Raw genomic sequence first — 5,672 nt, forward strand, 5'->3', positions numbered from 1 at the left:
CGCGCAGCGCCGGACGCTAGCGCGCAGAGCCCGCGGGCGCGCGGCGCGCCGTCGACCCGCGCACGATCAGCTCGAACGGCAGAGCCGCATCTTCCGTGCTCGTCTCGCTTGCTTCGAGCCCGGCGAGTACCGCCTCGGCGGCGCGCTCGCCCTGCGCGAGCGGAAACTGATCGACGGTCGTCAGCCGAAAGAACTCGCCCAGCTCATGTCCGTCGATCCCGACGATCGAGAGCTCCTCCGGCACGGAATAGCCGAGGTCGCGCGCCGCGAGTAGCGCGCCGATCGCCATCTCATCGGATGCCGCGAACACGGCCGTCGGGCGTACTCCCGGTCGCCCCAGCAGTTGTTTGGCGGCGCGGTATCCGCCCTCGACCGTGAAATCGGCGGGTTCGAGGAAGGCGGGGTTCGGGGTGATCCCGGCATCCGCCAGCGCCCGCTCGAAGCCGTGGCGACGATTCGTGGGAATGTGGAAGTCGAGGTCGAACTCGGGGTTCGCACCGATGTGCGCGATCTCGGTATGGCCGAGGCTCAACAGGTGCTCGGTCGCGAGCTGCGCGAGGGCGACGTCGTCGACCGTGAGTGTTTCGAGCTTCGGATTCGGCCCGCCGATCGCGATGACCGGCAGGCCGAGTGCGAGCAGCTGATCGGTCTCGGTCTCGTCGAGTTCGATCGACACGGCGATGATCGCATCGACGCGTTGGCGGCGCAGGGCGGTGTCGAATACGCTGCGCCGAACGTCGCGGTCAGCGGTGATGTTGTACAGCGTGATGTCGTATCCGTGCCGCATCAGGGCGCTGGAGACCCCCGAGAGCACCGTGCTGAAGAACCAGCGATCGAGGAAAGGGACGATGACGCCGACGTTGGTCGTGCGTCCCGAGGCGAGACTCGACGCGCGGGACGACACCACATAGCCCAGTGACTGGGCGGCAACCTGCACCCGCTCCCGGGATGCAGCCGACACATGGCCGCGACCGCTGAGGGCGCGCGAGACCGTAGCCGTAGAGACTCCGGCCAGTCGCGCGACCTCATCGATGCTCACCATGGAATATATGTCGACCCGGGTGTCAGGCCTTCGTGTACCAGGCAGCCGTGTTCACCGGCAGTGCCGTGCCCTCGAACGCCTGGCTCTGCACGACGAATGTCACATCATCACCGAGCGGCAGCGGCTCTGTGCCGAGGTTGACGGCCACGTGCAGCTCACCGCGGCGGAAGGCGACAGCATCCGCACCGCAGTCTTCCCACACCAGCGCGCCGCTGCCCAGCCCGCGCTCGCGACGCTCGCGCAGCAGCTTCTTGTACAGGTTCAGCGTCGAGGACTCATCGCTCTCTTCGACATCACGGGCGAATGTCGCCCACTCGGCAGGCTGCGGCAACCACGCGCTTCCGGTGTCGTTGAAGCCGAAGGCCGGAGCATCCGCCTGCCACGGGATAGGCACGCGGCATCCGTCACGCCCGTCCCGCTCGCCGGTCGGGCGATACCAGGGCGGGTCCTGACGGAACTCGTCGGGAATCTCCATCGCCTCGGGGAGCCCGAGCTCTTCGCCCTGGTAGAGGTACGACGACCCGGGAAGCGAGAGCATCACGGTGGTGGCGGCACGGCCGCGCGCGAGGCCGATGGCCGCATCGGGCTTGCCGGGGGAGTTGGGGCCGATGCCCTCACCCTGCGGATTGTCGGCGGTCAGCGCCAGACGCGAGGCGTGGCGCACGACGTCGTGGTTCGACAGCACCCACGTGCTGGGCGCGCCGACGCTGCCGAACTCGTCGAGCGATTCGCGGATGACCTCGGCCAGCGCCTTCGCCTCCCACGGGGTCATCAGATACGGGAAGTTGAAGGTCTGGTGCATCTCGTCGGGCCGCACCCACAGGGCCGTCTGCTTGAGCGTCGGGAGCCAGGCTTCACCGCACAGCGCGCGATCGCCGTCGTACTCGGCGAGCACCTTATGCCAATCACGGTATATGTCGTGCACGCCGTCTTGACCCCAGTAGGGAACGCTCGCCTCGCCGCCGCCCATCGAGTCGGCGTCGGCCACCGGAGCGTAGTCGGGGAGGCCTGCCTCTTTGACCATGCCGTGTGCGACATCAACGCGGAACCCGTCGACACCCCGGTCGAGCCAGAAGCGCAGAATCGAGCGGAACTCCTCCTTGACCTCCTCATTGGTCCAATCGAAGTCGGGCTGCGTCGGGTCGAAGATGTGCAGATACCACTGGCCAGGGGTGCCGTCGGATTCGGTCACGCGCTCCCACATGCCGCCGCCGAAGACGCTCTGCCAGTTGTTCGGAGGCAGCTCCCCGTTCGCACCCTTGCCGTCGCGGAACACGTAGCGTGCACGCTCGGGGCTGCCGGGCCCGGCCTTCAGAGCCTGCTGGAACCACTCATGCTGATCGGACGAGTGGTTGGGAACGAGGTCGACGATGACGCGGATGTCGCGGGCGTGCGCCTCGGCGAGCATGGTGTCGAAGTCGGCGAGCGTGCCGAACAGGGGATCGACATCGCGATAGTCGGCGACGTCGTAGCCGGCGTCTTTCTGCGGGCTCGTCATGAACGGGCTGAGCCAGATCGCGTCGACACCGAGGTCTTGCAGAGCACTCAGCCGGCTGGTGATGCCGGGAAGGTCGCCGATGCCGTCGCCCGTCGAATCGGCGAAGGAGCGGGGGTAGATCTGGTAGATGACGGCGCTGCGCCACCATTCGGAACCGGGGGCCGCGATCTGTTCAAGCTCAGTCATGCGACGAGCCTACTGCAAGCGCTTACAGTTTTTCGACCGGAGCCAGCGGCGAGGATCACTACCCGCCCGCGATCACGACGTTGACGGGGGCCTTGCCCTGCAGCATCCGCTCGATCTGAGTCCGCACGAGGCGGGCGATCCGGGGAGTCATCGCAGTGGATGCCCCGCCCACGTGCGGGGAGATGAGGACGCCGTCGGTGCGCCAGAGCGGATGCTCCGCCGGAAGCGGTTCGGGATCCACGACGTCGAGCGCCGCACGGATCCGCCCACCCTGGCGGACAAGGGCGTCAGAATCGATCAGGGTGCCGCGGCCGACGTTCACCAGCAGCGCGTCATCGGCCATGCGCGCCAGCAGGTCATCGCTGAAGAGGTGATGTGTCTCATCGCCGCCAGGGAGGGCGAGAATGACGATCTCGGCGTCGGCCAGCAGGCCGGGCAACTCGTCGATCGCGTGCACGTCGACCTTGCCGAGACGCTCGTGCCAGATCGGACGCGCGCGCCGAGCGACCACGGTCAGATCGACGTCGAACGGCTCGAGCCGCAGCGCGATGGCCTCGCCGACGCCGCCGAAACCGACCAGCAGCACCCGCCGGTCGGCGAGGCTGTCGGCGAACACGGGTGACCACTGGCCCTCCTGCTGAGCGAGCACGAACCGCGGCAGCTGCCGCTGCGCGGCGAGCGTGAGGGCCAGAGCGAGCTCTGCGGTCGAGGTCTCATGCACGCTCGAGGCGTTCGCGAAGGCGAGGCCGGGCGGCAGGGTCGCGCTGACGCCGTCGTATCCGATCGACTGGCTCTGCACGAGCCCGATGTCCAGCCCCGCCAGAGCGTCGAGTCCCGAGCTGCCGCCCATGTACGGCGGTACGACGATGTCGATGCGCTCCCGCGGTGCGGGAGATGCCATGTCCCAGACGTGAAGGTCGACGCCGTCGGGCAGCGGGCCGATGTCTTCGGCGAGGCGGTCGGTGGGAACGGTGACGAAGAGGCTCACATCCCGAGCCTATCGACCGAGCGCGCGGGCGCGAGTACGCTCAGCGTGAAACCCACCTGAGGAGGACGCCGTGATTCCCGAGATCAACTACTGGGCTGTGCTGCTGGCGACCGTGGGCAGCATGATCGTCGGATCCGTCTGGTACATGCCGCAGACCTTCGGCAGGCGGTGGGCGAAGCTCGCCGGCGTCGACATCGAGAACCCGCAGATCACAGCCGCCCAGGCGTGGATGCCGATCATCATCAGCATCCTCATGAGCTTCGTGACGGCATGGGCGCTGGCCGGGGCATCCGTCATCGCCTGGCACTTCTACGAAGGATCGTTCTTCATCGCCGCCGTCGTGACCGCGGTGCTGCTGTGGGCGGGGTTCACCGCGGCGCGTCTCATCACCCACGACTCGTTCGAGGGACGCCCGACCAACCTCACCGTGATCAACATCGCGCACGAGCTGGTCACGATCGCCGTCATGGCGGCACTGATCGGCGTGTGGCCGCCGGCGGGCACGATCTGACCGCCGGTGCCCGGTGAGTCTCAGCTGGCCGGTTGACGTGGTGCCGGTACAGACGTCGGTTCAGATCCCGGATGGATGGTGAAATCTCGGGTAACCGGCATGCAGATGGGATCTCGGCCGACAAGTGTGTCGGGCGGATGCCGCGGCATCCGTCGAATCGACCGGCTACGCGAATCGGACTCTCAGGCCGCGACGCGGGCGATCGCGCTCGCGAAGAACGCGAGTCCGTCGACGCCGCTGCGCATCGCGGCAGTCGTGTCGGGGCCGAAGCCCGCCTCGGTGGCGTGCTCGGGGTGCGGCATGAGCCCGACCACGTTGCCCGCCGGGTTCGTCAGACCGGCGATGTCGCGCAGTGACCCGTTCGGGTTCACGCCTGCGTAGCGGAAGGCGACGAGGCCCTCGCCTTCGATGCGGTCGAGTGTCTCATCGTCGGCGGTGTAGCCGCCCTCGGCGTTCTTGAGCGGAATGATGATCTCTTGGCCCTGGGTGAACTGGTTCGTCCAGGCCGACGAGGTGTTCTCGACGGTGAGCTTCTGGTCACGGCGCACGAAGTGCTGGTGGTCGTTGCGAATCAGGCCGCCCGGCAGCAGGTGTGCTTCGACGAGCATCTGGAATCCGTTGCAGATGCCGAGAATCGGCATGCCCCCCGCAGCGGCGTCTTTGACCTCGGTCATGATCGGCGACAGCGCCGCGATCGCGCCGCTTCGCAGGTAGTCGCCATAGCTGAAGCCACCGGGCAGCACGAGCGCGTCGACGCCGTCGAGGTCGTGCGATCCGTGCCAGAGCGCGACGGGTTCGGCGCCGGCGAGGCGCACGGCGCGCTGGGCGTCTCGGTCATCGAGTGAACCGGGCCAGGTGATGACGCCGATGCGCACGGTCATTCGACGACCTCGATGCCCACGACGTCTTCGATGACCGAGTTCGACAGCACGTCTTCGGCGATCCTCGACGCCTCGGCGAGGATCTCATCTGTGACCTCGCCGTCGACCGTGAGCTCGAAGCGCTTGCCGATGCGTACGTCGCTGAAGCTGGTGACTCCGATGCGCGAGAAGGCGCCGGAGACGGCCTTTCCCTGCGGGTCGAGCAGCTCTGATTTGGGCATGACGTCGACGACGATGGTGGGCATGAACGGCTCCAGAAGTCGCGGGAAGGCGGGCACGCCCAAGTCTAGTGCGCGTGCGAGTGCCCGTCAGGAGTGGAAGACGGTGTGCAGATCGCCGACGGCCTCGCGACCGCCCAGACCCTCGATCTCGAACAGCACCGAGATGCCTGCGACGTGCGATCCCAGCCGCTCGAGGAGCTGGCGTCCGGCGGCGAGCGTGCCGCCGGTGGCGAGCACATCGTCGATGAGCAGAACGCGCGAGCCCTGAGGAAGGTCGTCGTGCATTTCGATCGTGGCGGTGCCGTACTCGAGTGAGTAATCGACGGATGCCGCGGGGCGAGGGAG

General features: G+C 67.6%; 7 protein-coding genes. 1 reads left to right on the top strand and 6 read right to left on the bottom strand.

Annotated elements, in window-relative coordinates; genetic code table 11:
* Positions 1 to 16: 16 nt before the first annotated feature.
* The 3 genes from Q1J95_RS13815 to Q1J95_RS13825 are packed head-to-tail and all read right to left on the bottom strand — an operon-like array spanning position 17 to position 3,714.
* Entirely contained in the window at positions 17 to 1,042 is a 1,026-nt protein-coding gene (locus Q1J95_RS13815; RefSeq protein WP_300268541.1) for a LacI family DNA-binding transcriptional regulator, read from the bottom strand.
* A 22-nt stretch (positions 1,043 to 1,064) separates the two neighbouring features.
* The gene (locus Q1J95_RS13820) at positions 1,065 to 2,726 is read right to left on the bottom strand and encodes an alpha-amylase family glycosyl hydrolase (RefSeq protein ID WP_300268543.1); all 1,662 of its coding nucleotides are present in this window, start codon (positions 2,724 to 2,726) and stop codon (positions 1,065 to 1,067) included.
* 58 nt (positions 2,727 to 2,784) lie between these two features.
* Positions 2,785 to 3,714 carry a 2-hydroxyacid dehydrogenase gene (locus tag Q1J95_RS13825; RefSeq protein WP_300268545.1) on the bottom strand — a complete coding sequence of 310 codons (930 nt, stop codon included), beginning with the start codon at positions 3,712 to 3,714 and terminating at the stop codon, positions 2,785 to 2,787.
* 70 nt (positions 3,715 to 3,784) lie between these two features.
* Here Q1J95_RS13825 and Q1J95_RS13830 point away from each other — a divergent pair, with 70 nt between their 5' ends.
* Positions 3,785 to 4,225 carry a DUF1761 domain-containing protein gene (locus tag Q1J95_RS13830; protein WP_300268547.1) on the top strand — a complete coding sequence of 147 codons (441 nt, stop codon included), beginning with the start codon at positions 3,785 to 3,787 and terminating at the stop codon, positions 4,223 to 4,225.
* A gap of 182 nt (positions 4,226 to 4,407) precedes the next feature.
* Here the strand turns inward: Q1J95_RS13830 and purQ are convergent, their stop codons facing one another.
* The 3 genes from purQ to Q1J95_RS13845 form a co-directional block, all read right to left on the bottom strand.
* The gene (gene purQ / locus Q1J95_RS13835) at positions 4,408 to 5,106 is read right to left on the bottom strand and encodes a phosphoribosylformylglycinamidine synthase subunit PurQ (RefSeq protein ID WP_300268549.1); all 699 of its coding nucleotides are present in this window, start codon (positions 5,104 to 5,106) and stop codon (positions 4,408 to 4,410) included.
* Positions 5,103 to 5,351, bottom strand: coding sequence for a phosphoribosylformylglycinamidine synthase subunit PurS (gene purS / locus Q1J95_RS13840; protein ID WP_300268550.1), 249 nt, complete (start codon positions 5,349 to 5,351; stop codon positions 5,103 to 5,105). Before purS ends, purQ begins: the two co-directional genes overlap by 4 nt.
* A gap of 63 nt (positions 5,352 to 5,414) precedes the next feature.
* The coding region (locus Q1J95_RS13845; protein WP_300268552.1) for a phosphoribosyltransferase family protein at positions 5,415 to 5,672 on the bottom strand (258 nt) is incomplete at its 5' end.

It is taken from the genome of Microbacterium sp., assembly GCF_029263575.1.
In the GTDB taxonomy this organism is placed as follows: domain Bacteria; phylum Actinomycetota; class Actinomycetes; order Actinomycetales; family Microbacteriaceae; genus Microbacterium.

Bases quoted from the DNA above. Each gene is read 5' to 3' on its own strand.
- Q1J95_RS13815 (WP_300268541.1), bottom strand. From the start codon at position 1,042: ATGGTGAGCATCGATGAGGTCGCGCGACTGGCCGGAGTCTCTACGGCT.
- Q1J95_RS13820 (WP_300268543.1), bottom strand. From the start codon at position 2,726: ATGACTGAGCTTGAACAGATCGCGGCCCCCGGTTCCGAATGGTGGCGC.
- purQ (WP_300268549.1), bottom strand. From the start codon at position 5,106: ATGACCGTGCGCATCGGCGTCATCACCTGGCCCGGTTCACTCGATGAC.
- purS (WP_300268550.1), bottom strand. From the start codon at position 5,351: ATGCCCACCATCGTCGTCGACGTCATGCCCAAATCAGAGCTGCTCGAC.